The sequence below is a fragment of the Microbacterium hydrocarbonoxydans genome (assembly GCF_023715885.1).
Classification (GTDB): domain Bacteria; phylum Actinomycetota; class Actinomycetes; order Actinomycetales; family Microbacteriaceae; genus Microbacterium; species Microbacterium hydrocarbonoxydans_C.
Genome location: NZ_JAMBOY010000006.1, coordinates 19,858 through 43,149, shown reverse-complemented (window position 1 = coordinate 43,149; position 23,292 = coordinate 19,858). Strand labels below are relative to the sequence as shown.

The following is a 23,292-nucleotide window of genomic DNA, read 5'->3' as shown; positions in this document are numbered from 1 at the left end:
GGCCACATCGACCGAGTCCAAGAATCCGCCCTAGACTGGATTCATCCCGACCCGTTCTTCCGAGGAATAGTCATGCCTGCACACCCCGCGCGTCGCGTTCTCCCCGTCGTGGCGCTCGCCGCCGTCTCCGCACTGGCGTTCAGTGCGTGCTCCGCCGGTTCGTCCGACTCCGCCGGTGCCGAGCTCGTCTGGTCGATCGAGGGCGCGAACCTGGCGGCCGGGCACATGGACCCGCAGGTGAGCCAGCTCGACGTGTCGGGGATGGTGCAGCGCGCGGTGCTGGACTCCCTCGTCTTCCAGGAGGAGGACGGATCGTTCACACCCTGGCTCGCAACCGAGTGGACGGTGTCGGACGACAGCACCGAGTACACCTTCACTCTCCGTGACGACGTGACCTTCACCGACGGCGAGCCCTTCGACGCGGAGGCGGTCAAGGCGAACTTCGACCGCATCGTCGACCCCGAGACGGAGTCCGCCCAGGCCGCGAGCATGCTCGGCGCCGACTTCTACGAGGGCACCGAGGTCATCGACGAGCACACCGTCAAAGTGTCGTTCACGCAGCCGTACGCCCCGTTCCTCCAGGCGGCCAGCACACCGCAGCTCGGGTTCTACTCGCCGGCCGTGCTCGAGGAATCCGCGGGCCAGCTCAAGGCGGGTGGCCCCGGCATCACGGTGGGCACCGGCCCATACGAGCTCACCGAGTACACGCCCGATCAGGAGATCGTGTACACCCGCAACGACGACTACGCCTGGGGTCCGCACGGCGAGAAGGCACCCGAGGTCGAGACCCTGCGCGTCGAGATCCAGCCGGAAGCGTCGGTGCGCACCGGGGTGGTGCAGAGCGGCGAGGCCGACATCGCCAGCAACATCCCGCCGAACCTCGCCGGAGATCTCGGCGACGCGATCACTGTCGACTCGGTCGAGTACCCCGGCCTGCCCTATTCGCTGTACCTCAACGAGAAGTACGGGGTCTTCGCCGATGAGAAGGTGCGTCAGGCCTTCGCGAAGGGTATCGACATCGACGCCGCGGTAGAGGAGATCTTCTTCGGTCAGTTCCCGCGGGCGTGGAGCATCCTCGGCCCGACCACGCCGGGCTACGACGCCGCGCTGGAGGACAGCTGGCCCTACGACCCCGAGGCGGCGAACGCGCTGCTCGACGAGGCCGGATGGACGGAGCGCGACGCCGACGGCATCCGCATGAAGGACGGTCAGCCGCTCTCGGTGCGCTGGATCGCCTACACGCCCGTGCCCGACGACCGTGCGGCTCTCGCCAACGCGATCCAGTCGGACCTCAAGGCGATCGGCATCGATGTCGTCCGCGAGGTCCTGGAGCCCGGCGCGTACAACGAGCAGTACGGACCCAAGACCTTCGACCTGACCGACTGGGGCTTCTCGGGCGTCGACCCCGACCTGCTGCGCAACCACCTGCACACCGACGGGTTCCAGAACGCCTCTCAGGTCTCCGACCCCGAGGTCGACGGGCTGCTCGAGCGGGCTGTCGCCACCAGCGACCAGGGCCAGCGCGACACGCTGTACATGCAGCTGCAGCAGTGGAACGCGACGCATCAGGCGATCGTGCCGCTGTACGTGCCGTCGGCGATCACCGCCGTCGGCGAGCGCGTGAGCGGCCTGCAGTACGACCTGTACGGACGGCCCCTGTTCTACGATGTGAGCGTCGACTGACCGGGATCGGTCGCTGAGCGATCGGAGCGGGACGAACGTGAAGGCTGCGCTGTTCCGGATCGCGGGGCTCGCGGCATCCGTCGTGGTGGTGCTCTGGGGAGCCGCCACCCTCGCGTTCCTGGCGTTCCGGGTGATCCCCGGGGATCCGGTGTCGGTCATGCTCGGACCGCAGGCCCAGGTGAGCGAGGCCGTGAAGGACGGTATCCGCGCGGAATTCGGACTCGACCGTCCCCCGTTCGAGCAATACCTCTCCTTCATCGGCCAGCTCGCCCGGGGTGACCTCGGGGAGTCGTACCAGCTGCGTATGCCCGTGACCGAGGTCATCGGGCGTCAGCTCGGCGCCACGCTGCAACTGTCGGCGCTGGCGCTGCTCATCGCGGTGATCCTGGCGCTCGTCGTCACGGTGCTCGTGCGCGGCCGAGTGGGGCGTTCGATCGCCGCCGGCGTCGAACTCGTCATCCTGTCGTCCCCGGTGTTCTGGATCGGCCTCGTGCTGCTGAGCGTGTTCGCGTTCGGCCTCGGCTGGTTCCCCGTCTCCGGTGCGCGCAACCCGGCGACGATCGTGCTGCCGGCGGTCACCCTGGCACTCCCGGTCGCGGCGCTGCTCAGCCAGGTCCTCCGCGACGGGCTCACCCAGGCGGAGCGGATGCCGTTCGCCGAGACCGTCCGTGCCCGGGGCGCGAGCGCCGGATGGTTCACCCTGCGGCACGGACTGCGCCACGGTGCGGCCGGAGCGATCACCCTCGCCGCCTACCTCACGGGTTCCGTTCTCGGCGGTGCGGTGCTCGTCGAGACCGTGTTCGCGCGATCGGGACTCGGGCGGGTCACGCTCGCGGCGATCAGCAACAGGGATCTGCCCGTGATCACCGGCATCATCCTGCTCAGCGCCGTCGTGTTCGTCGTCGTGAACCTGATCGTCGAGCTGCTGCATCCGCTCCTCGACCCTCGGCTGCGCACGCAGCACTCGCGTCCCACGCGGCGCACGTCGACGGCGGTGCTCCGATGAGGCGCGCCCAGACCGTGCTGCTGTGGTGCGCGGTCGCCGTCCTCGCCGCGCTGGCGTTCGCCGCGCTGTTCCCCGGGCTGCTGTCGACGCACGACCCGCTGCAGACCGATGTACGCGCGGCGCTGCAGGCGCCCAGCGCCGAGCACCTGTTCGGCACGGACCAGAGCGGCCGCGACGTATACTCCCGGGTGGTCTACGGGGCGGGACGCTCGATCGGCATCGGTCTGCTCGCGACGGCGATCGCGCTCGTCGCCGGACTCGTCGTCGGAGCGCTCGCCGGTGTCGCACCGCGAGCCGTCGACGCGGGTCTCATGCGTGTGAACGACGTGCTCATGGCGTTCCCGGAGTTCCTCGTCGCGCTCGTCGTCATCGCCGTGCTCGGACCAGGGGCGGTCAACATCGCCATCGCGGTGACCCTCGCCGCGGTGCCCGTGTACATCCGTCTCGCCCGTGTGCAGACCCGGGTGCTGCGCGGGATGGAGCATGTCGAGGCTGCGCGCATCCTCGGGGTCACGCCGGTTCGGGCGTTCGTGCGTCACGTCGCGCCGGGCGTCCTGGGATCGCTGAGTGTGCTCGCCACGATCGGCATCGGATCCAGCATCCTCGCGGCGGCCGGGCTGAGCTTCCTGGGTCTCGGGCCGTCAGAGCCGACGCCCGAGTGGGGTCTCATGCTCGCCGGAGGACGCAACGTGCTCGGGCAGGCGTGGTGGATCGCCGTGTTCCCGGGGATCGCCGTCACCGTGACGGTGGTCGCCGCGACGATCGTCGGGCGCACTCTCCGCGCGCGAGCCGAAGGGCGGACGACGTGACCGCTGTGCTGGATGTGCAGGGACTCCGCATCGATTTCGGCGCCCAGTCTGTCGTGAACGGATTCTCGCTGCTCGTCGAGGCGGGGGAGTGCGTCGCCATCGTCGGGGAATCCGGAGCGGGCAAGTCGCTCACGGCTCGCGCGCTGCTCGGGCTCACGCCGACGAACGCCCGCGTGCGCATGGAGAGGCTGACGATCGACGGCGCCGACGTACGGGCACTGAGCGAACGAGGGTGGCGGGGCCTGCGCGGCCGACGCATCGCCCTCGTTTCGCAGGACGCCCTCGTCTCCCTCGACCCGCTGCAGCGGATCGGGGATGCGGTCGCGGAGCCGTTGCGCCTGCACGGTCTCGCGGGCGGGCGGCATCGAGCACAGACCCGCGTGCGAGATCTGCTGCAGCGGGTGTGGATGCCGGACGCCGAACGCCGCGCGCGGCAGTACCCGCACGAGCTGTCCGGCGGGCTGAGGCAGCGCGCTCTGATCGCCTCGGCGCTCGCGGCCGACCCGGCAGTGCTCATCGCCGACGAGCCGACCACGGCGCTGGACGCCACGGTGCAGGCGAGGATCCTCGGCCTGCTGCGCGACATCGCGGATGCCGGAACGGCGGTCGTCTTCATCAGCCACGACTTCGCCGCCGTGCGCCGGGTGGCAGACCGGGTGCTGGTCATGCGCGGAGGAGCAGTCGTGGAGTCCGGCCCCGTCGCCGAGGTCTTGGAGAACCCGCAGCACGACTACACGCGCCGGTTGATCGCCGCCACGATCCACGATCCGCGGAGGAGTGCTGCGGCTGTCGCGCCTCCTGTGCTGGTCGCGAGCGGGGTCTCGAAGGCGTTCAGCGGCGTGCCGGCGGTCGACGATGCGTCGTTCACCGTGGCGGAGGGTCGCACGCTCGGCGTGGTGGGCGAATCGGGATCGGGAAAGACGACCCTCGCCCGCATGATCGTCGGGGTCGAGCGTCCCGACGAGGGTGCCCTGGAGTGGTCGACACCCCGGCGTGTGCAGCTCGTGCACCAGAATCCGCTCGGAGCGTTCGATCCTCGGTGGAGCATCGGACGCTCGCTGCGCGAGGCGCTGGCCGCCGGCGGGGTTCCTCGGCCCGAGCGCGCCCGCCGCGTGGACGAGCTGCTACGCGAGGTCGATCTCGACGCGAGCCTCGCGCGTCGCCGACCGCACGCTCTCTCCGGCGGACAACGTCAGCGCGCTGCCATCGCCCGCGCGCTCGCCGCGGACCCGCAGGTGCTCGTCCTCGACGAACCCGTCTCTGCGCTCGACCCGTCGGTGCGCGAACGGGTCCTCCGCCTCTTGCTCCGATTGCAGCGCGAGCGCGCCCTCACCATGATCTTCGTGTCGCACGACCTCGATGTGGTCGGCGCCGTGGCCGACGAGGTGATCGTCATGCGGGACGGGGCGATCGTCGAGCAGGGGTCGGTGGGGGCGGTGTTCGCTGCGCCGCAGCATCCGTTCACGAAGGAGCTGCTCGAGGCGGGCGGTCCGGTCAGTCGATGACGCGGATGCCGATGCTCGCCGCGAGGACCGGGGCCAGCTGTTGCACCTGGAACGACGACAGTGTCGTGCCGCGCAGGCTGTTCGCGTCGAGGAAGGCGCCGGCGTCGAGCCCGCGCAGGTCGACGTGCGTCGCGCGAAGACCACGCGGGTCCACCTCGTCGCTGCGCGTGTCGGCGAAGCGGACGCGGGTGAGCTCGGCCTGCGGCATGTCGAACGTGCGGACGCCGCACTCGGCGATCTCGACGTCGGTGGCCTTCGCCGCGCCGAGGTTCAGATAGTCGATCCGCACCCCGCGCAGTTCGAGCTCGTCGATCCGCGCTCCGCTGAGGTCGAGGGTGCCGAGCCGCCCGCCCGTGATCCTGACGCGACGCACGTTCGCATCCCGCATTCGCAGCGAGGCGATGCGGGCGCCCGTCATCCCGACGTCGATGAGGGTCGCTCCCGTGAGGTCGATGCTGTCGGCATCCGCGCTGATCGTGCACTGCTCGAGCGACGAGTGCGCGAGGTCGACCGTGCCGTCGAGGTCGAGCCGTGCCGTGAACAGGTCGGCCCCGCGAGCCGGCCGGGCGTCGTCGAGCTGCGGCGGGAGGTCGGGAGGGGAGACGCGAGGGGCGACGAGGGCGTCGGATGTGCGAGCCATGCCTCGAGCGTAGGCCGGGGCGCCGACCTTGTCGTGCCGCGAATGTGCACGTGCGTGGTGCGTTCGTCCCCCGCGGAGATGTGCGCCTCACGAGGATCGGTGCGGACTGCACGACCGCGCGACGCGCTCAACTCCTCTGAAGATGCGCGCGCGACTCCTCCTCCACCGATGCGATATGGATGCTGTGCTCCACCGACTGTGCACCGGACGGGTCGTTCGAGTCGCGGGCGGGCACACGTCGTGGACACTCAGCGGATGCGGAGTGCCGAAGAACTAATCGACGCTATGGCGAGTCGGGGCGGCGTCGTGCGGGCGCAATGGGTAGGCGAGAGGGGTTTCTCGCGTCGATGCGTGGACGATGCGGTGCGACGCGGCCTCGTCGTCAGGCCGCGTCGCGGATGGCTCGCCGATCCGGCTGCGGAGCGCACCCTGACCGCCGCGGCGCGCTTCGGGGTCGTCCTCACCTGCCGCACACAGGCGAGCCTGCTCGGCCTCTGGGTCCATGACGTGTCTGGGCCGCCCCATTTCGCAGTGCCGCCACACTCGACCAGGCGCCTCCCGATCGACGCCCGTCTGCACTGGGGGAACCCGCTGGTGCCCCGGGACCCTGATCAGCTGGTCGACCCGATCGAGAACGTGCTCGCCCACATAGCGGAGTGCGAACCATTCGAGCAGGCCCTTGCGACGTGGGAGTCGGCGCTGAACAAGTCGCTCGTCACCCTCGATGCGCTACAGAACCACGTGTGGAAGCCCGCCGCTCGAGCTGTGCTCGCGCACGCGACCCCGTTCGCGGATGCCGGGCTCGAAACGTACCTTCGGATCCGCCTGCGATGGCTCCGCGAGCCCCTCCGCATCCAGATCTGGATAGCCGGACACCGCGTCGACACACTGATCGGAGATCGTCTCGTCATCCAGATCGACGGAGCCCACCACGTCGGGCCGCAGCGCACCGAGGACATCCGGCACGACGCGGATCTGCGTCTCATGGGGTACCACGTGATCCGACTTTCGTACGCGCAGATCATGTTCGACTGGCCGACGGTCCAGGATCTCGTCATGCGCGCAGTGGCGCAGGGACTGCATCGTGCGAGGTAGGCAGGCGGGTTCGGCGGAGATGTGCGCTCCAGAAGGTCGGATGCGGCACGACTCACCGTCGGAAGCGCACAACACCGTGCGAGGCGCACGCGTCGCACCCATCGCGGTTCGAAATGCGAGAGGCAGCGCGGATGCCGGAGGCGCCGGGCCACACGTACAATGGAATCACGAGCACCGATCCGGCCATCACCGGGGAGCTCTCGGAAGAACGGCTCCGCCCGCACAGGAGGGGCCCAGTAGAACCGAGCGGGGCAGGCCCGTCACAGCCGCAGTGAGAGTGGTCCCGCCGTGAGGCGCGGCACGCGGGGTGGTACCGCGGTCCATCCGGAGAGTGAATCCGGAGGGTCGTCCTCGCAGCAGCATCCGCCACGACTCCTGCGAGACGACATGACCTACCCGCGATCCTCCTTCGGCCCGGCCGCTGACCAGGCTGCCTCCGTCGCCCCGAGCCCGCGCTTCCCCGAGATCGAGCGCGAGGTGCTCGACGTCTGGAAGCAGGACGACACGTTCCGCGCCTCGATCGAGCAGCGCGAGGGCGCAGACGAGTGGGTGTTCTACGACGGCCCGCCGTTCGCCAACGGTCTGCCGCACTACGGTCACCTGCTGACGGGATACGCCAAGGACCTCTTCCCGCGGTTCCAGACCATGCTCGGCAAGAAGGTCGACCGCGTCTTCGGCTGGGACACGCACGGCCTGCCCGCCGAGCTGGAGGCGATGAAGCAGCTCGGCATCACCGAGAAGAGCGAGATCGAGGCCATGGGCATCGACGTCTTCAACGAGAAGGCGCGCTCCTCGGTGCTGAAGTACACGCACGAATGGCAGGACTACGTCACCCGCCAGGCGCGCTGGGTCGACTTCGATCGCGGATACAAGACGCTCGACCTGGGGTACATGGAGAGCGTCCTCTGGGCGTTCAAGACCCTCTACGACAAGGGCCTCGCCTACGAGGGCTACCGGGTGCTGCCGTACTGCTGGCGCGATGAGACGCCGCTGTCGGCGCACGAGCTGCGCATGGACGACGACGTCTACCAGAACCGCCAGGACCCGTCGGTGACGGTCACGTTCCCGCTGACCGGCGCGAAGGCCGAGGCTCTGGGTCTGACCGCCGTGCGCGCCCTCGCCTGGACGACCACGCCCTGGACCCTCCCGACCAACCTGGCGCTCGCCGTGGGGCCCGACATCGAGTACGTGGTGCTCCCCGCCGGTCCCGGCGGCGCCGCCGACGTGCACGCCGTCGCGGGGAGCGAGGACGCCGCTGTCGAGGCGTCGGCTCACCGCTATCTCCTCGCGCGCGAGCTGCTCGCCGGCTACGCGAAGGACCTCGGCTACGAGAGTGCCGACGACGCGCTCGCCGCGGTCGATCAGACCCTGCGCGGCTCGGAGCTGCAGGGCGTCACGTACGACCGCCTCTTCGACTACTACGCGGATGCGGAGACGTACGGCACCGAGAACGCCTGGCGCATCCTCGTCGACGACTACGTCACGACCAGCGACGGCACCGGCATCGTGCACCAGGCCCCCGCCTACGGTGAAGACGACCAGCGCGTCGCCGGCGCCGCCGGCATCCCGACGATCCTGTCGCTCGACGATGGCGGCAAGTTCCTGCCGAACGTGACCGATGTCGCGGGGATGCTGTGGATGGACGCCAACACGCCCCTGATCCGCCTGCTGCGCGGAGAAGGTCGCCTCCTCCGCGAGCAGAGCTACGTGCACTCCTACCCGCACTGCTGGCGCTGCCGGAACCCCCTGATCTACAAGGCGGTGTCGAGCTGGTTCATCCGCGTGACCGAGATCAAGGACGACATGCTCGCGAACAACGAGCGGATCACCTGGGTGCCGGAGAACGTGAAGTACGGGCAGTTCGGCAAGTGGCTCGAGGGCGCGCGCGACTGGTCGATCAGCCGCAACCGCTACTGGGGCTCGCCCATCCCGGTGTGGAAGAGCGACGACCCCGAGTACCCGCGCGTCGACACCTACGGCTCGCTCGAAGAGCTGGAGCGCGACTTCGGTGCGCTGCCGCGCAACCCGGAGGGTGAGGTCGACCTGCACCGCCCGTACATCGACGACCTGACGCGGCCGAACCCCGACGACCCCACCGGCAAGAGCACGATGCGCCGCATCGAGGACGTCTTCGACGTGTGGTTCGACTCGGGGTCGATGCCCTACGCGCAGGTGCACTACCCGTTCGAGAACCAGGAGTGGTTCGACTCGCACGCACCCGCCGACTTCATCGTCGAGTACATCGGGCAGACTCGCGGCTGGTTCTACGTGATGCACGTGCTGTCGACCGCGCTGTTCGATCGCCCGGCGTTCACCGGCGTGAGCTGCCACGGTATCGTGCTCGGCAGCGACGGCTACAAGATGTCGAAGTCGCTGCGCAACTACCCCGACGTGTCGGAGGTGCTCGACCGCGACGGCTCCGACGCGATGCGCTGGTTCCTCATGTCGAGCTCGGTCCTGCGCGGCGGCAACCTCGCGGTCACCGAGGAGGGCATCCGTGCGGGAGTGCGCGAGTTCCTCCTGCCGCTGTGGAGCTCCTGGTACTTCTTCGCGACCTACGCCAACGCGGCGAGGGACGGGGGGTACGAGGCGTCGTGGCGCACGGACTCCGCGGATGTGCTCGACCGCTACATCCTCGCCCGGCTCGGCGAGCTCGTGCGCGACGTGCGCTCCGACCTGGAGGGACTCGACTCGACCACGGCGTCCGCGCGCCTGCGCGACTTCGCCGAGGTTCTCACCAACTGGTACATCCGCCGCTCGCGCGACCGGTTCTGGGAGGGCACGTCCACGGAGGCGTTCGACACGCTGTACACGGTGCTCGAGACGCTCTGTCGCGTGGCCGCTCCGCTCGTGCCGCTCGTGAGCGAGCGCGTGTGGCAGGGGCTCACCGGCGGTCGCAGCGTGCATCTGCAGGACTGGCCGGATGCCGACGCCTTCCCCGCTGCCGACGACATCCGCGACGCGATGGATGCCGTGCGCGAGCTGTCGAGCGTCGGCAACGCCCTGCGCAAGAAGGAGAAACTCCGCGTCCGGCTGCCGCTCGCGCGCCTCACGGTCGTGTCGCCGCTGGCCGACACGCTCGGTCAATTCGAGGACATCCTCCGCGAGGAGCTCAACGTGAAGTCCGTCGAGCTCGTGGCGCAGACCGACACGACGGCCGCGGACTACGGCATCAGCCACCGCCTCAGCGTCAACGCCCGTGCGGCGGGCCCGCGTCTCGGCAAGAACGTCCAGACCGTGATCAAGGCCGCCAAGGCCGGTGACTGGTCGGAGGTCGACGGCGTCGTGACCGCGGGCGGTATCGCGCTGGAGCCCTCGGAGTACGAGCTCGTGCTGGAGACCTCGGGGCGTCCCGACGGTGAGGCTCTGGCACTCGTACCGGGCGGCGGGTTCGTGCTGCTCGACACGCAGACCACCCCCGAGCTCGAGGCCGAGGGTCTCGCTCGTGACGCGATCCGCGTCGTCCAAGAGGCTCGGAAGAACGCGGGTCTCGACGTGAGCGACCGCATCGTGCTCGCCCTCAATGCGACGCCCGAGGACGCGGCGGCGCTCACCGCGCACGCCGAGCTGATCTCCCGCGAGACCCTCGCGATCGCCTTCGCGGCGCAGGCGACCGACGGCCTCGATGCCGTGGTCGACGGGGTCGAGAGTCCGGGTGACGGCGTCTTCCGGACGGGCGCGCGAGCGCTCGGCTCGGCGAAGGGCCCGATCATCGTCACGATCGACGCCACGTCAGCGGTGCGTGAGGGGGCGAACGCATGAGTGCTCGTGATCGGGCGGATGCCGTCTACGAGACCCTGCTGAGCCGGGCCGGCGAACGCTGGGTGCAGCCGCGCAAGGAGCGCACTGCTCGCGTGCTCGAGCTGCTCGACGATCCGCAGCGCACCTACCGGGTCGTGCACATCACCGGGACCAACGGCAAGACGTCGACCGCTCGCATGATCGAGAGTCTGCTGCGCGCCCACGGGCTGCGCACCGGGCTCTTCACGAGTCCTCATCTGGAGCGGTTCACCGAGCGCATCATGATCGACGGCGAGCCCATCGCCGACGAGGCGGTGGCGGATGCCTGGGACGAGATCGAGCCTTTTGTGGGCATCGTAGACGCCGAGCTCGAGGCCGCGGGCGAGGAGCCGCTGACGTTCTTCGAGCTGCTCACCGTGCTCGCCTTCGTCGCCGTGGCCGATGCGCCGGTCGACGTGCTCGTGCTCGAGGTCGGCATGGGAGGCGAGTGGGATTCGACGAACACGGCCGACGGCGACGTCGCTGTCTTCGCCCCGATCGACATCGACCACGCCGATCGGCTCGGGAACACGATCGCCGAGATCGCGACGGTCAAAGCGGGCATCATCAAGGACGGCGCGGCCGTCGTCTCGGCCGAGCAGTCCGAGGACGCGGCCGAGGTGCTGCGCCGTGTGGCGGCGGAGCACGGCGCGTCGATCGCGTTCGAGGGCGCGGACTTCGGTCTCGTCGAGCAGAACCTCGCGGTCGGGGGACAGCTCATCACGATCCGCGGCCTCGCGGGGGACTACGTCGAGGAATACCTGCCGCAGTACGGTGCGCATCAGGGGCACAACGCCGCCCTTGCCGTCGCGGCGGTGGAGTCGCTGATCGGTGGCGCTCAGCAGCGCATCGCCGACGACATCGTCGCTGAAGGGCTGCAGGGTGCGACATCGCCTGGAAGGCTCCAGCTGCTCGGCATCTCGCCGACCGTGATCGTCGACGGCGCCCACAATCCGCACGGTGCCCGCGCGCTCGTGCAGGCGATGGGCGACAGCTTCGACTTCGACGAATGGGGCGTCGTGCTCGGCATCCTCGCCGACAAGGATGCCGCGGGCATCGTCGCCGAACTCGCCCCGGCGGCAGCCCACGTCTTCGCGACCGCCCCGGAGTCGGATCGCGCCAGCGATGCCGACGCCATCGCCGATCTCGTCGAGGCGACCGGACGCCGCGCGACCGTTCACGAGTCGCTGGCGGATGCCGCGGACGCGGCGCGCGAGTGGGCCGCGTCGTCCGACCGACGAGCGGTCCTCATCGCCGGGTCCGTCGTGCTCGCCGGCGAGGCGATCGCCCTCTCCGAGGAGGAGGACTGGAAGTCGGGGTGGCGCGCGTGAGCGCGGACTCCGCTCCGGCACGCAGGCAGCGCCCGCCGCGGCCACCGCGTACCCTCGTGCAGAAGCTCGCTCCGATCGTGCTCGGCTTCGAGTCGATCGTGGTGTTCCTCGCGGGACTCACGATCTTCGGCCTCAAGACACTGCCACCCGGCATCCCGCAGTGGTGGGGGATCGTCGGAGGAGGCGTCGTCGGACTCGCGTGCATCGCGGTGGCGGGCATGATCACGAAGCCGTGGGCCATCACTGCGGGGTGGGTCATCCAGGCTGTCATTGCGCTATCGGCGATCCTCGTCCCGGCCATCCTGCTCGTCGTCCTGATTTTCGGCGGCATGTGGGCGTATGCGACGATCGGAGGGGCCCGACTGGACGCACGACGCCCCGACGGATCCGCCACCGAGACTCACACAGAGAGCGAATGACATGGCCACCGAAGAAACCCTCGTCCTCGTCAAGCCCGACGGCGTCGCCCGCGGACTCACCGGGGCGATCCTGGCGCGTATCGAAGCGAAGGGCTACGCGCTCGTCGACATCCGCCTCGTCGAGCCCGACCGCGACCTCCTTGCCGCCCACTACGCCGAGCACGAGGGCAAGCCGTTCTACGAGCCGCTGCTCGAGTTCATGCTCTCCGGCCCGTCCGTCGCGATCCGCCTCGCCGGGAATCGGGTGATCGAGGGCTTCCGTTCGCTCGCAGGTACGACCGACCCGACCACCGCAGCCCCCGGGACGATCCGCGGCGACTTCGGACGCGACTGGGGCCTCAAGGTGCAGCAGAACCTCGTGCACGGCTCCGACAGCCCGGAGTCCGCAGCCCGTGAGCTCGGCATCTGGTTCGACTGAGTCGTTGCACGACGAAGCCCGCCGCACCCGAGGTGCGGCGGGCTTCGTCGTGTCGGCGGTGGATCAGAGGATCATGCCGATGACCTCGCCGAGGAGGTCGAGACCGCGCAGCTGAGCGAGCAGGATGATGATCGCGAAAGCCAGGATGGTCGCGAGCGGCACCCAGGCCATGAGGCTGTTGGCGCGCGCCTTGACCTTCTCGTTGCTCGTGAAGGTGCCGTTCCGGGTGAGGTGCACCATCGTGGCGAAGAACGTCGGGATGGTGACCGACCAGGTCAGCATGCACCAGGGGCACAGCACGCCGAGGTTGGGGGCGTAGAGGCTCTGCCAGATCAGCCAGCAGACCAGGCCGAAGGCGAACGTGACCCCGACGCCGAACGCGGCCCAGAACCACCGGGGGAATCGGGCACCGGCGAGGATCGCGACGCCGACGACCAGGGGAGCGATCCAGAGGCTCAGGCCGATCAGGGGATTGGGGAATCCGAAGATCTCTCCCTGCCAGGATCCGAGGTTCTTTCCGCACTGGATCATCACGCTGACGTTGCAGCTGAGTTCCGCGTCGGGATTCTCCAGCTGGATGAACTTGTCGATCGTGAGCTGGAAGGCGGCGAACCAGCCGACGACGCTCGCGATGATCAGCCAGACGGCGTAGACGACGGGGCGGGTGCGCTGCTCGCTCATATGTGGATTATCACAGCGGTCGCTATGGATCGGGCGTGAGGCGACCGGAGAATATCGAACTCCGGAGCGGGTGAAGCCGTCGATGCCGCGTTCGCGGCCACTTGGTGCGATAATGGCCTGTGATGCACCGCTCGACCTCGTCGTAGCACGCATCGACGCAGACTTCGGGGCCGTATGCCCCTCGCGACCAGAGCCCAGAGCCGGTCGCACACCGAATGAGTTCGCGGCACCCCGGTGCCGCATGAGAATTCGCGGAGCACCCGGTGCACCGCGCGAGGAGTACGCCAGAGATGGCCGACGAGAACAATGAACATGACGCCCCTACCCTCGACTTCCCTGCGGATGCTGACGCATCAGCCGCAGTGATCGCGGAGACTCCCGAGGAGTCGCCCGCGGAGGAGACGCCCGCCGAGGACACGGTCATCGAGATGGATGCCGCGACCGCCGCCGCTGAAACTGCTGCGGAAGAAGCTCTTACCGAGGCTCCTACGGCTGAAGAGACTCCTGCCGCTGAAGAGGCTCCTGCGGCCGACGAAGCTCCCGCCGTGGAGGAGGCCCCCGCTGCCGAAGAGGCTCCATCTGCAGAGCAGGATCCGGCCGCCGAGCCGGAGACGTCCGAGCCCGAGGAGCCGGCGAAGCCTGCCCCGGTGACGGCTGTCTCGCTGGGACTGCTCCCCGAGGTCTTCGTATCCCAGGTCTCGACGCGCTTGCACTTCTACGCTCCCGAGATCGTGCCGCTTCCGGCGCGGCCAGGACGCGACCGCGGATTCGAGCGCGATCTCGACCGCGACGGCGACGAGTCGTCTTCGGGTCGGCGCGGTCGCCGCCGCCGCGGCGGCTCGGACGAGGGCGACCAGCGCGACGAGCCCCGTCAGCCGCGCCAGCGCGTCGTCGAGTACATCACCGAGCCGAAGGCGATCAAGGGATCGACCCGTCTCGAGGCCAAGAAGCAGCGCCGTCGTGACGGCCGCGATGCGGGCCGTCGTCGTCCGGTGGTCACCGAGGCCGAGTTCCTCGCACGTCGCGAGTCCGTCGACCGCAAGATGGTCGTGCGCGCCAAGAACGGCCGCACCCAGATCGGCGTCCTCGAAGACGGCGTGCTCGTCGAGCACTACGTCGCCCGTAACCAGGACGCGTCGCTGATCGGCAACGTCTACCTCGGTCGTGTGCAGAACGTCCTGCCGAGCATGGAGGCCGCCTTCGTCGACATCGGCCGCGGCCGCAACGCCGTGCTCTACTCGGGCGAGGTCGACTGGGACGGCGTCGAGACCGGCAACCAGCCGCGTCGCATCGAACTGGCGCTCAAGGCGGGCGACCGCGTCCTCGTGCAGGTCACCAAGGACCCGGTCGGGCACAAGGGTGCCCGCCTCACCAGCCAGATCTCGCTCCCCGGACGCTACCTCGTGTACGTGCCGGGCGGATCCATGAACGGCATCAGCCGCAAGCTCCCCGACAACGAGCGCGCCCGCCTCAAGCGCATCCTCAAGGAGGTGCTGCCCGAGTCCTCCGGCGTCATCGTCCGTACGGCGGCCGAAGGCGCCACGGAGGAGCAGTTGACCCGCGACGTGCAGCGCCTCACCACGCAGTGGGAGCACATTCGCAAGCAGGTCGAGAGCCAGCAGGCGCCCGCGCTCCTGCACGCCGAGCCCGACCTCCTGGTCAAGATCGTCCGTGATGTCTTCAACGAGGACTTCACGAAGATGCTGATCCAGGGTGAGGACGCGCAGCGCACGATCCGCGCGTACCTCGAGAGCGTCGCGCCCGACCTGCTCGAGCGCGTCGAGACCTACGAGGACGAGGTCGACCCGTTCGACGCGTTCCGCATCACCGAGCAGATCGAGAAGGCACTCGACCGCAAGGTCTGGCTGCCGTCCGGTGGCTCGCTCGTGATCGACCGCACCGAGGCCATGACCGTCGTCGACGTGAACACGGGCAAGTTCGTCGGGTCGGGTGGGAACCTCGAGGAGACCGTCACGAAGAACAACCTCGAGGCCGCCGAGGAGATCGTCCGCCAGCTTCGTCTGCGCGACATCGGCGGCATCATCGTCGTCGACTTCATCGACATGGTGCTCGAGTCGAACCGCGACCTCGTGCTGCGTCGGCTCATCGAGTGCCTCAGCCGCGACCGGACGAAGCACCAGGTCGCCGAGGTCACCTCGCTCGGACTCGTGCAGATGACGCGCAAGAAGCTCGGTCTCGGCCTGCTCGAGACGTTCAGCGAGGCGTGCGAGGTGTGCGCCGGCCGCGGTGTCATCGTGCACCACGACCCCGTCGTCAAGCACCGCTCGAACGGCAACGGAAACGGCAACGGCAGCACGTCGTCGAACAACCGTCGGCAGCGGAACGGCAACGGGCAGGGTCAGAACCCTGCGCCCGCGACGACGCACAGCATCCCCGAGGGCGCCAAGTCGGCGCTCGCGCAGATCGCCGCGTCGACGCGTGCCCCTGCAGCCGACACCGTCGCGGACGCGCCGGCCGAGGTCGCGCCCGACGCCGCGCCTGCCGCGCCGCAGGAGCGTCCCAAGAAGCCCCGCAAGAAGCGCGGCGCGGAGCGCAAGGGCCCGAAGTCGCCGGCCGAGCAGCTGCTCGACTCGGTGCTCGATGCCCTCCCGGAGCCGAAGGCGCCGGGGCAGGGTCGGGGACGCCGCCGCGTGACGACCGCCGCGCTCACCGGCACCCCCGTCTCGGTGAACTCCGACTCAGCGGGTCCGGTCGCGTCCTCGGACGCGGAGTCCTGACGCGATCAGCCGTGTGACGAGCTCCTTGCCGCCGACGTGCTGAGCGCCGGCGGCGATGAGCCGTGGCAGTGCGTCCTCCGGGACGTCGTAGTGGTCGAGGTCGAAGGCCCGGCCGGGGAGCTCCTGGGCGCGCGCGAAGGCGTGCAGCTCGTCGAGGCTCTCGTCGCTGACCAGGTGCGCCCACAGTCGTCCGTGGGCGGGCCAGACGGGGTCGTCGACGAGGATGGTCATCCCGCCAGCCTAGAGCCGGACACGCAGCCCACGGCGTTTTGCCACAGTGTCCGGCATCCGGTAAAGTAGTCCCTTGGTGCGCATGCCGCGTCGTCCTCGACGGTCGGAGCGGAGAGTCTTGCAGCCGCACCCGTCGCCCCGCGACGCATGCAAGCAACAGTCTTCCCGTGAGATTCTCGGAGCCCCGCGCTCCCCAACGAAACAGGTATGAAGTGGTTTACGCAGTAGTGCGCGCCGGTGGGCGGCAGGAGAAGGTCGAGGTCGGCACGATCGTTCAGCTCGACCGTGTTCAGGCTGCTCAGGGCGAGAAGATCGAGCTGGCCGCCGTGCTGCTCGTCGACGGCGCCACGGTGACCACCGACGCCGACCAGCTCGCGAAGGTCAAGGTCACGGCTGAGGTGCTCGGCAACCTCCGCGGTCCGAAGATCGTCATCCAGAAGTACAAGAACAAGACCGGCTACAAGAAGCGTCAGGGCCACCGCCAGGAGCTCACGCGCGTCAAGATCACCGGCATCAAGTAAGACCGAGGAGACCAGGACATGGCACACAAAAAGGGCGCAAGCTCCACCCGCAACGGTCGTGACTCCAACGCACAGCGACTGGGCGTCAAGCGCTTCGGCGGTCAGCAGGTCCTCGCCGGCGAGATCATCGTCCGTCAGCGCGGCACCCACTTCCACCCCGGCGTGAACGTCGGCCGCGGTGGCGACGACACGCTGTTCGCTCTGGCCGCCGGCGCGGTCGAGTTCGGCGCGAAGGGCGGCCGCAAGGTCGTCAACATCGTCGCCGCTGCTGAGTGATCACAGCACGACAGTAGACATCCGAATCGGGGCGGGCTTCGGCCCGCCCCGATTCGCTTTTTCAGGGAGAGAGACATGGTCACCTTCGTCGACACCGTGACGCTGCATCTGCGGGCGGGCAAGGGCGGCAACGGCTGTGTCTCCGTCCACCGCGAGAAGTTCAAGCCGCTCGGCGGACCCGACGGCGGCAACGGCGGCGACGGCGGCGACATCGTGCTCGTCGCCGACCCGCAGACGGGCACGCTGCTCTCGTACCACCACTCTCCGCACCGCAGCTCCGGCAACGGCGGCCCCGGCATGGGCGACCACCGCGCGGGGTTCATGGGCGAGGACCTGGTGCTTCCCGTGCCCGTCGGCACCGTGGTGAAGAACTCCGCCGGCGACGTGCTGATCGACATGATCGAGCCGGGGGAGCGCTTCGTCGTGGCTCAGGGCGGTCAGGGCGGTCTCGGCAACGCGGCTCTCGCGACTCCGAAGCGCAAGGCTCCAGGCTTCGCCCTCCTCGGCACGCCGGGGCAAGAGGGCGATGTGGTCCTCGAGCTCAAGACGGTCGCCGACGTCGCACTCGTCGGCTACCCGTCCGCCGGCAAGTCGAGCCTGATCGGCGCGATCTCCGCCGCACGGCCGAAGATCGCCGACTACCCCTTCACCACGCTGCACCCCAACCTCGGCGTCGTGCAGCAGGGCGACTTCCGCTACACCGTCGCCGACGTCCCCGGTCTCATCGAGGGAGCGAGCGAGGGCCGCGGCCTGGGTCTGGAGTTCCTCCGCCACGTCGAGCGGTGCTCCGCACTCCTCCACGTCCTCGACTGCGCGACGCTCGAGCCGGGCCGCGACCCGATCTCCGACCTGGACGTCATCCTCGCCGAGCTGGCGGCCTACGAGGTCCCCGAGGGGCAGACGCCGCTCCTCGAGCGGCCGCAGCTCGTCGCCCTGAACAAGGTCGACGTCCCCGAGGCGCGCGATCTCGCCGACCTCGTGCGTCCCGACCTCGAGGCCCGCGGGTTCCGCGTCTTCGAGATCTCCACGGTCTCGCACGAGGGGCTGCGTCCGCTGACCTTCGCGCTCGGCGAGATCGTCGAGCAGCACCGTGCCGATCAGGCCGCTGCCGCTCCGGTCCGCGAGCGCGTCGTGATCAAGCCCAAGGGATCGCAGAAGGACTTCACGATCCGCGTGGAGGGCGGCACCTACGGCAACGTGTACCGCATCATCGGCGAGAAGCCGGTGCGCTGGGTGCAGCAGACCGACTTCCAGAACGAGGAGGCCGTCGGCTACCTCGCCGATCGTCTCGAGAAGCTCGGCGTCGAGGACGAGCTCTTCCGCCTCGGTGCGGTGCAGGGCTCGACCGTGGTCATCGGCGAGGGCGACAGCATCGTCTTCGATTGGGAGCCGACCATGTCGTCGGCCGCCGAGCTCATGACGGCGCCGCGCGGCACCGACCCGCGTCTCGCCCCGAACGGCCGTCGCACGACCTCGGAGCGCCGCGAGCAGTACTACGAGCGGATGGATGCCAGGGCCGTCGCGAGAGCGGAGGCGGAGGAACGCCGTCTCGCGACGCGCGAGGATGACGCGTGACAGCTCGCACCAGGGCGGATCTGGCGACCGCCGCGCGGATCGTCGTGAAGGTCGGCTCGTCGTCGATCAGCGGTGAGGCGTCCTGGCGCATCCCGGTGCTGGTCGAGGCACTCGCAGCCGCGCACGCCCGCGGCGCAGAGGTCATCCTCGTCTCCTCGGGCGCGATCGCCACCGGCATCCCCTTCCTGCGTCTCGACGCCAGGCCGACCGACCTCGCGACACAGCAGGCGGCCGCCGCCGTGGGGCAGAACATCCTCGTGTACCGGTACCAGGAGGCGCTTCGTCCTTTCGACATCGTCGCCGGCCAGGTGCTGCTCACCACGGGCGACCTCGAGAACCCCACCTCGCGCAGCAACGCCCGTCGTGCGATGGAGCGTCTGCTCGGTCTCCGCATCCTGCCCATCGTGAACGAGAACGACACGGTCGCAACGCAGGAGATCAGGTTCGGCGACAACGACAGGCTCGGCGCGCTGGTGGCGCAGCTCACTCAGGCCGATGCGCTGGTGCTGCTGAGTGACATCGAGTCCCTGTACACGCGCCCGCCGTCCGATCCCCGAGCCGAGCCGATCGACGTCGTCGCGCCGGACGCCGACCTCTCCGGACTCGAATTCGGATCGACCGTCGTCAACAGCGTGGGCACCGGGGGAGCGGCGACAAAGGTCTCGGCCGCACGCCTTGCCGCGGCATCCGGTATCGGCGTGCTCGTGACGAGCGCCGATCTCGTCGGACAGGCACTGACCGGCGAGGAAATAGGGACCTGGTTCGAGCCGGCGCTCTCCTAGACTGGGCGGATGACCGATCAGACCCCGCAGGTGCGCCTCGAGCGCGCCAAGGAGGCGTCCCGCGCCACCGCCGCGCTGACCAGCGATGACAAGGCTCGTGCGCTCGAAGCGATCGCCTCGGCCCTGGAAGCGAACGCCGAGACGATCATCGCCGCGAACGCCCGCGACATCGAGCGCGGTCAGGCCGACGGGATCGGCGACTCCCTGATCGACCGCCTGCGCCTCGACGAGAAGCGCGTCTCGGCTCTCGCCGCCGCCGTGCGCGAGGTCGCCGCGCTCCCCGACCCGGTGGGCCGTGTCGTCGGCGGGCATCGGATGCCGAACGGCGTCGCCCTCGAGCAGGTGCGCGTGCCCTTCGGCGTGGTCGGCGCCATCTACGAGGCTCGCCCGAACGTGACCGTCGATATCGCGGCCCTCGCTCTGCGGTCCGGCAATGCTGCGGTGCTCCGAGGCGGCAGCGCGGCACGCGACTCCAACACCGTGCTCGTCGAGGTCATGCGCGACGCCCTGAGCGAGGCCGGCATCACGCCCGAGGCGATCCAGACGGTCGACGACTTCGGTCGCGAGGGCGCGAAGGCGCTCATGCACGGCCGCGGGTTCATCGACGTGCTCGTGCCGCGAGGCAGTGCAGGACTCATCGAGACCGTGGTCACGGAGTCGACGGTGCCGGTGATCGAGACCGGCGCGGGCAACGTGCACATCGTGCTCGACGAGAGTGCTCCGGACGACTGGGCGCGAGACATCGTGGTGAACGCGAAGGTGCAGCGCCCGAGTGTCTGCAACGCGGTGGAGACCGTGCTCGTGCATCGTCAGGCCGCTCCGCGTCTCGTGCCTCTGGTCGCCAGTGCCCTGCAGAGCGAGGGCGTGGCGATCCACGGTGACGACATCGTCGCCGGTCTCGTCTCGAACGTGATCCCCGCGACCGAGGAGGACTGGGCCACCGAGTATCTGAGCCTCGACATCGCGATCAAGGTCGTCGATACGCTCGACGACGCGCTCGAGCACATCCGCCGATACAGCACGGGCCACACGGAGTCGATCGTCACGACCGACTCCCGCAACGCCGAGCGCTTCCTGGCCGAGGTGGACTCCGCAGTCGTGATGGCGAACACGTCGACGCGCTTCACCGACGGCGGCGAGTTCGGCTTCGGCGCCGAGGTCGGCATCTCGACGCAGAAGCTGCACACCCGCGGACCCATGGGACTCGCCGAGCTGACCAGCACGAAGTGGCTGGCGCGTGGGGCGGGGCAGACTCGCGGCTGAGGACTAGACTAGGTGGCGCTGCGGCGCTTCGAGCGCCCACCCGCCAGCCACGAAACGGAGCAAGGATGAACCTCGTCGCACAGATCGCGATGGCCGCCGCCGAGACCGAGCACCACGGAAACGTCGCTCTCGAGACCGTCATCTTCGGCGTGATCGCCGCGATCGTGTTCGCGTTCCTCGCGCTCGTCACCCTGTCTTACAAGAACGTCGCCAACCGCCACTCGGCCAAGGCCGAAGCCTGGGCCGCCAGGCACGGCAAAGACGGACACGAGGCGGGGCACGGCCACTAGTCCCGTATGACTGACACGACCTCGCGCCCCGCGCGCATCGGTGTGATGGGTGGAACGTTCGACCCCATCCACCACGGACACCTCGTCGCCGCGAGCGAGGTCGCGCACTCCTTCGGGCTCGACGAGGTCGTCTTCGTCCCCACCGGTCACCCCTGGCAGAAGTCGGACGTCACGCCCAGCGAGCATCGCTACCTGATGACAGTGATCGCGACGGCTTCCAATCCGCAGTTCACGGTCAGCCGCGTCGACATCGATCGCGAGGGGCCCACCTACACGATCGACACCCTGCGAGACCTCAAGAAGGCGAGGCCGGACGCCGAGCTCTTCTTCATCACCGGCGCCGATGCCGTGGCGCAAATTCTCAGTTGGAGGGACCATGATGAACTGTGGGAGCTGGCCCACTTCGTCGCGGTCTCCCGCCCAGGTCACATCCTGAGCACCGATGGCCTCCCGAGCGACGACGTCAGCCAGCTGGAGGTGCCTGCGCTGTCGATCTCGTCGACCGCCTGCCGCGCGCGGGTGCGCGAGGGGGAGCCGGTCTGGTATCTCGTTCCCGACGGAGTCGTTCAGTACATCGCGAAGCATCATCTGTATCGGAGCAAGGCATGAGTACATCGGATCAGCCCGCGCAGGGCCCGCTGACACGAAAGCAGCTGAGGGAGCTCCGACTCACGGGTTCCACACCCGTCATCACGCCCGACGAGGCCGCGGCCGCTGCGACGTCGCCCGCCAGTGCTGAGCCGAGCGCCGCCCAGCCCGCTCCGGCACCGGAGCCGACGGAGTCGCCGGAGCAGACGGAGTCGCCGGAGCAGACGGAGTCCGACGGCGAGATCACCGGCGAGACGCGTCTGACTCGCCGTCAGGTGCGCGAGCGCATCCGCACGGCATCCGTTCCGGTCGTCGACGGGGAGCAGGTCGGCGGAGCGCAGACCGAATCCGCCGGCGAGACGACGGATGAGGATGCCGCGGCTTCCGCTGCCGACCCCGACCGGGCGTCCTCGGACGACGAGTCCGTCGTCACCGCCGTGCCCGTCTTCGCGCCGCCCACACCGTCGGGGGCACGGGATTCGTCGTCGGACGATGATGACGAGGTCGACGAGGAGCTCACGGTCCTCCCCGTCAGCGCAGCCACGAGCGTCGACTCCGTGGGCGTCGTGCCGCTCGTGCCCGCATCGGTCGAGCCCGACGAGGCTTCTGTCGATCACGCCGAGGCCGGTGAGCAGGACGAGGACGACCCCGCCGCGGCCGTCGCCGCGCTCGGGATCGAGGTCGAGGCCCAGCCCGAGAGCGACGAGGACGACCATGCGGAGGACGACGTGCTCGCGGACGTCGACGAGGCGGACGACGTCGTGGTCCCCGAGGGGGAGCGCCCGACGGTGAACTCGGCGTTCGGCAGCGGTGTGCTCGGCAGTGAGCCCGAGCCCCAGAAGCCGTTCGCCCCGTCGTTCGACGAGCTCCTCACGGTCGGCGACTCGACCGGGTCGCACCGCGCACCGAACACCCTGATCTTCACCCCCGGACCCGGCGAGGGTTCGCTGTCCGGCCCCGTCGCCTCCACGGGCGAGATCCTCGTCACCGGCTCCTACGAGCTGCCGAGGGGACTCGGATCGCAGGGGCACGCGCACGGAACCACGGACGGCAGAGACGTCGACGCGGTCCTCATCGACGGGGAGCTGCCCCCGGCATCCTCTCCCACTCCGATCGCCGCCAGCTCGGCGATCAGCACCATCAAGCCCGCCGGAGAGGTCATCCGGCCGCCGGCGCCCGAGAAGGGCAACCGGCTCATGATCATCCTCGCGATCGTGGCGGGTGGTCTCGCCCTCGCGGTCGGGGTCGCCGTCGTGATCGCCATCACCACGAATGTCTTCTGATGCAATCACCTGAAACCGCCGAAGAGATGCTGCAGATCGCAGCGGAGGCCGCCGTCTCGAAGGGCGGCGAGGATCTCGTCGCCCTGAACGTGTCGGAGCCCCTGCCGCTCGTCGACATCTTCCTGCTCGTCACCGGGAACAGCGAGCGCAACGTCGCCGCGATCGCCGACGAGATCGAGGATCGTCTGATCGAAGCCGGCCACAAGCGCGTGCGCCGAGAGGGTCGCGCGGAGGCACGCTGGGTGCTGCTCGACTTCGGGGACCTGATCGTGCACGTCTTCCACCAGGAGGAGCGGGTCTATTACGGGCTCGAGCGCCTCTGGAAGGACTGCCCGGTCATCCCGATCGAGCTGGCCGAGCCCGCCGACCGCAGCTGAC

The 23,292-nt window shown here is 69.3% G+C and carries 22 protein-coding genes; 19 read left to right on the top strand and 3 right to left on the bottom strand.

What is annotated here, in order from left to right:
- Positions 1-72 precede the first annotated feature (72 nt).
- Genes M3195_RS14790 through M3195_RS14775 form a run of 4 tightly spaced genes read left to right on the top strand, consistent with a single transcriptional unit; the run spans position 73 to position 5,003 of the window.
- Entirely contained in the window at positions 73-1,683 is a 1,611-nt protein-coding gene (locus M3195_RS14790; protein WP_251588716.1) for an ABC transporter substrate-binding protein, read from the top strand.
- Positions 1,684-1,720: 37 nt separating this feature from the next.
- On the top strand, positions 1,721-2,689 hold the full coding sequence (locus tag M3195_RS14785) for an ABC transporter permease (RefSeq protein WP_251588715.1): 969 nt from the start codon (positions 1,721-1,723) through the stop codon (positions 2,687-2,689).
- Positions 2,686-3,498: an ABC transporter permease gene (locus tag M3195_RS14780; RefSeq protein ID WP_251588714.1), complete on the top strand. Its 813-nt coding sequence runs from the start codon at positions 2,686-2,688 to the stop codon at positions 3,496-3,498. Before M3195_RS14785 ends, M3195_RS14780 begins: the two co-directional genes overlap by 4 nt.
- The gene (locus M3195_RS14775) at positions 3,495-5,003 is read left to right on the top strand and encodes a dipeptide ABC transporter ATP-binding protein (protein ID WP_251588712.1); all 1,509 of its coding nucleotides are present in this window, start codon (positions 3,495-3,497) and stop codon (positions 5,001-5,003) included. The genes M3195_RS14780 and M3195_RS14775 overlap by 4 nt, the downstream gene beginning before the upstream one ends.
- Here the strand turns inward: M3195_RS14775 and M3195_RS14770 are convergent.
- Entirely contained in the window at positions 4,993-5,643 is a 651-nt protein-coding gene (locus tag M3195_RS14770; RefSeq protein WP_251588710.1) for a pentapeptide repeat-containing protein, read from the bottom strand. The two genes, M3195_RS14775 and M3195_RS14770, sit on opposite strands and share 11 nt — an antisense overlap.
- Positions 5,644-5,994: 351 nt before the next feature.
- Between M3195_RS14770 and M3195_RS14765 the strand changes: the two genes are divergently transcribed.
- From M3195_RS14765 to ndk, 5 genes are all read left to right on the top strand, one after another.
- The gene (locus M3195_RS14765) at positions 5,995-6,738 is read left to right on the top strand and encodes an endonuclease domain-containing protein (protein WP_251588708.1); all 744 of its coding nucleotides are present in this window, start codon (positions 5,995-5,997) and stop codon (positions 6,736-6,738) included.
- A 387-nt stretch (positions 6,739-7,125) separates the two neighbouring features.
- Positions 7,126-10,500, top strand: coding sequence for an isoleucine--tRNA ligase (gene ileS / locus M3195_RS14760; RefSeq protein WP_251588706.1), 3,375 nt, complete (start codon positions 7,126-7,128; stop codon positions 10,498-10,500).
- Positions 10,497-11,849: a bifunctional folylpolyglutamate synthase/dihydrofolate synthase gene (locus M3195_RS14755; protein ID WP_251588704.1), complete on the top strand. Its 1,353-nt coding sequence runs from the start codon at positions 10,497-10,499 to the stop codon at positions 11,847-11,849. The genes ileS and M3195_RS14755 overlap by 4 nt, the downstream gene beginning before the upstream one ends.
- On the top strand, positions 11,846-12,268 hold the full coding sequence (locus tag M3195_RS14750; RefSeq protein ID WP_251588702.1) for a DUF4233 domain-containing protein: 423 nt from the start codon (positions 11,846-11,848) through the stop codon (positions 12,266-12,268). Before M3195_RS14755 ends, M3195_RS14750 begins: the two co-directional genes overlap by 4 nt.
- Before the next feature lies 1 nt (position 12,269).
- Positions 12,270-12,686: a nucleoside-diphosphate kinase gene (gene ndk / locus M3195_RS14745; protein ID WP_067120383.1), complete on the top strand. Its 417-nt coding sequence runs from the start codon at positions 12,270-12,272 to the stop codon at positions 12,684-12,686.
- Positions 12,687-12,749: 63 nt separating this feature from the next.
- Here the strand turns inward: ndk and M3195_RS14740 are convergent, their stop codons facing one another.
- On the bottom strand, positions 12,750-13,367 hold the full coding sequence (locus M3195_RS14740) for a vitamin K epoxide reductase family protein (RefSeq protein ID WP_251588700.1): 618 nt from the start codon (positions 13,365-13,367) through the stop codon (positions 12,750-12,752).
- Positions 13,368-13,657: 290 nt separating this feature from the next.
- Between M3195_RS14740 and M3195_RS14735 the strand changes: the two genes are divergently transcribed.
- Positions 13,658-16,105: an Rne/Rng family ribonuclease gene (locus M3195_RS14735; protein WP_374209331.1), complete on the top strand. Its 2,448-nt coding sequence runs from the start codon at positions 13,658-13,660 to the stop codon at positions 16,103-16,105.
- Here the strand turns inward: M3195_RS14735 and M3195_RS14730 are convergent.
- A complete protein-coding gene (locus M3195_RS14730) occupies positions 16,067-16,336 on the bottom strand; it encodes a DUF4031 domain-containing protein (protein ID WP_251588699.1) in 270 nt (89 codons plus the stop codon). The genes M3195_RS14735 and M3195_RS14730 overlap by 39 nt on opposite strands.
- 212 nt (positions 16,337-16,548) lie before the next feature.
- Here M3195_RS14730 and rplU point away from each other — a divergent pair, with 212 nt between their 5' ends.
- The 9 genes from rplU (at position 16,549) to rsfS (ending at position 23,291) form a co-directional block, all read left to right on the top strand.
- Positions 16,549-16,857, top strand: a complete 309-nt coding sequence (rplU, locus tag M3195_RS14725; protein ID WP_179297631.1) for a 50S ribosomal protein L21 — start codon at positions 16,549-16,551, stop codon at positions 16,855-16,857.
- An 18-nt stretch (positions 16,858-16,875) separates the two neighbouring features.
- Positions 16,876-17,133, top strand: coding sequence for a 50S ribosomal protein L27 (gene rpmA / locus M3195_RS14720; protein ID WP_017202370.1), 258 nt, complete (start codon positions 16,876-16,878; stop codon positions 17,131-17,133).
- A gap of 75 nt (positions 17,134-17,208) precedes the next feature.
- The gene (gene obgE, locus M3195_RS14715; RefSeq protein ID WP_251588697.1) at positions 17,209-18,708 is read left to right on the top strand and encodes a GTPase ObgE; all 1,500 of its coding nucleotides are present in this window, start codon (positions 17,209-17,211) and stop codon (positions 18,706-18,708) included.
- Positions 18,705-19,490, top strand: a complete 786-nt coding sequence (gene proB, locus M3195_RS14710) for a glutamate 5-kinase (RefSeq protein ID WP_251588696.1) — start codon at positions 18,705-18,707, stop codon at positions 19,488-19,490. The genes obgE and proB overlap by 4 nt, the downstream gene beginning before the upstream one ends.
- Positions 19,491-19,499: 9 nt before the next feature.
- A complete protein-coding gene (locus tag M3195_RS14705) occupies positions 19,500-20,753 on the top strand; it encodes a glutamate-5-semialdehyde dehydrogenase (RefSeq protein ID WP_251588695.1) in 1,254 nt (417 codons plus the stop codon).
- Between the two features lie 65 nt (positions 20,754-20,818).
- The gene (locus M3195_RS14700) at positions 20,819-21,043 is read left to right on the top strand and encodes a hypothetical protein (protein ID WP_096715585.1); all 225 of its coding nucleotides are present in this window, start codon (positions 20,819-20,821) and stop codon (positions 21,041-21,043) included.
- A gap of 6 nt (positions 21,044-21,049) precedes the next feature.
- On the top strand, positions 21,050-21,652 hold the full coding sequence (nadD, locus tag M3195_RS14695) for a nicotinate-nucleotide adenylyltransferase (protein ID WP_096715584.1): 603 nt from the start codon (positions 21,050-21,052) through the stop codon (positions 21,650-21,652).
- A complete protein-coding gene (locus tag M3195_RS14690) occupies positions 21,649-22,914 on the top strand; it encodes a hypothetical protein (RefSeq protein ID WP_251588694.1) in 1,266 nt (421 codons plus the stop codon). The genes nadD and M3195_RS14690 overlap by 4 nt, the downstream gene beginning before the upstream one ends.
- Complete coding sequence (gene rsfS / locus M3195_RS14685) at positions 22,914-23,291, top strand: ribosome silencing factor (RefSeq protein ID WP_251588693.1); 378 nt, start codon at positions 22,914-22,916, stop codon at positions 23,289-23,291. The genes M3195_RS14690 and rsfS overlap by 1 nt, the downstream gene beginning before the upstream one ends.
- Position 23,292: the final 1 nt, after the last annotated feature.

Bases quoted from the DNA above. Each gene is read 5' to 3' on its own strand.
- M3195_RS14790 (WP_251588716.1), top strand. From the start codon at position 73: ATGCCTGCACACCCCGCGCGTCGCGTTCTCCCCGTCGTGGCGCTCGCC.
- M3195_RS14780 (WP_251588714.1), top strand. From the start codon at position 2,686: ATGAGGCGCGCCCAGACCGTGCTGCTGTGGTGCGCGGTCGCCGTCCTC.
- M3195_RS14770 (WP_251588710.1), bottom strand. From the start codon at position 5,643: ATGGCTCGCACATCCGACGCCCTCGTCGCCCCTCGCGTCTCCCCTCCC.
- ileS (WP_251588706.1), top strand. From the start codon at position 7,126: ATGACCTACCCGCGATCCTCCTTCGGCCCGGCCGCTGACCAGGCTGCC.
- M3195_RS14755 (WP_251588704.1), top strand. From the start codon at position 10,497: ATGAGTGCTCGTGATCGGGCGGATGCCGTCTACGAGACCCTGCTGAGC.
- ndk (WP_067120383.1), top strand. From the start codon at position 12,270: ATGGCCACCGAAGAAACCCTCGTCCTCGTCAAGCCCGACGGCGTCGCC.
- M3195_RS14740 (WP_251588700.1), bottom strand. From the start codon at position 13,367: ATGAGCGAGCAGCGCACCCGCCCCGTCGTCTACGCCGTCTGGCTGATC.
- M3195_RS14735 (WP_374209331.1), top strand. From the start codon at position 13,658: ATGGCCGACGAGAACAATGAACATGACGCCCCTACCCTCGACTTCCCT.
- M3195_RS14730 (WP_251588699.1), bottom strand. From the start codon at position 16,336: ATGACCATCCTCGTCGACGACCCCGTCTGGCCCGCCCACGGACGACTG.
- rpmA (WP_017202370.1), top strand. From the start codon at position 16,876: ATGGCACACAAAAAGGGCGCAAGCTCCACCCGCAACGGTCGTGACTCC.
- obgE (WP_251588697.1), top strand. From the start codon at position 17,209: ATGGTCACCTTCGTCGACACCGTGACGCTGCATCTGCGGGCGGGCAAG.
- M3195_RS14705 (WP_251588695.1), top strand. From the start codon at position 19,500: ATGACCGATCAGACCCCGCAGGTGCGCCTCGAGCGCGCCAAGGAGGCG.
- M3195_RS14700 (WP_096715585.1), top strand. From the start codon at position 20,819: ATGAACCTCGTCGCACAGATCGCGATGGCCGCCGCCGAGACCGAGCAC.
- nadD (WP_096715584.1), top strand. From the start codon at position 21,050: ATGACTGACACGACCTCGCGCCCCGCGCGCATCGGTGTGATGGGTGGA.
- M3195_RS14690 (WP_251588694.1), top strand. From the start codon at position 21,649: ATGAGTACATCGGATCAGCCCGCGCAGGGCCCGCTGACACGAAAGCAG.
- rsfS (WP_251588693.1), top strand. From the start codon at position 22,914: ATGCAATCACCTGAAACCGCCGAAGAGATGCTGCAGATCGCAGCGGAG.